This window comes from Pseudomonas sp. UMAB-08 (assembly GCF_900095225.1).
GTDB lineage: Bacteria > Pseudomonadota > Gammaproteobacteria > Pseudomonadales > Pseudomonadaceae > Aquipseudomonas.
The window spans coordinates 1-263 of record NZ_LT607472.1 but is presented as its reverse complement, the minus strand read 5'-3'; the positions used below and the strand labels follow the sequence as shown (position 1 = coordinate 263).

The 263-nt window shown below is 60.8% G+C and carries 1 protein-coding gene; it reads right to left on the bottom strand.

Going from position 1 to position 263, the window contains the following annotated elements; all coding sequences use genetic code 11:
• The coding region (locus tag K0F75_RS25470) for a hypothetical protein (protein ID WP_219064711.1) at positions 1–263 on the bottom strand (263 nt) is incomplete at both ends.

The window sequence follows — 263 nt, the reverse complement described above, 5'->3', positions numbered from 1 at the left end:
GGCCACAGCATTTGATGCAGCGCATGCCCTTCTTCATTGGCAATCCGACTGATCAGTTGTTGCCCGACACTGGCCTTGGTTTTGTAGAGGCTGATGCCGGTCACCGCGTCAGTGACATCGCCGTTGACCGCAAAGGGGTCCATTTGCGCGGGGGTCATGGCGAGGCTGGCGAACAGCCGGCTGACGAAGTGCATGGCGGCGACGTAGTCGAAGCCGTCGAGGCTCAGGTGATCGGCCAGGGTTTGCTCGGTTTCCGGTTGCTG